The 248-nt window shown below is 56.9% G+C and carries 1 protein-coding gene; it reads right to left on the bottom strand.

From position 1 onward, the window contains the following. Positions 1 to 248: TRAP transporter large permease subunit (locus Q4563_RS21650; protein WP_303605997.1), on the bottom strand; the 248-nt coding region annotated here is incomplete at both ends.

The following is a 248-nucleotide window of genomic DNA, read 5'->3' on the forward strand; positions in this document are numbered from 1 at the left end:
GGGCAGCACCACGGAAGCACCAACAATACCAGTGGAAGCGGCCAGAATAATCCCGATCAGCACCACGGTAATGGCCAGTCCGCCCCGCACCCGACCAAACAGCGCCTGGAAGGACTTCATCAGGTTTTCGGCCACGCCGGATTTGTCGAGCAGGTTGCCCATCAGAATAAACATCGGCAACGCGACCAGAATCCAGTTATCCATGATCTTGTAGGTGCGGTCGACCACCAGTCCGACCGAGGTAAAGT

Source organism: Gilvimarinus sp. 1_MG-2023 (assembly GCF_030548285.1).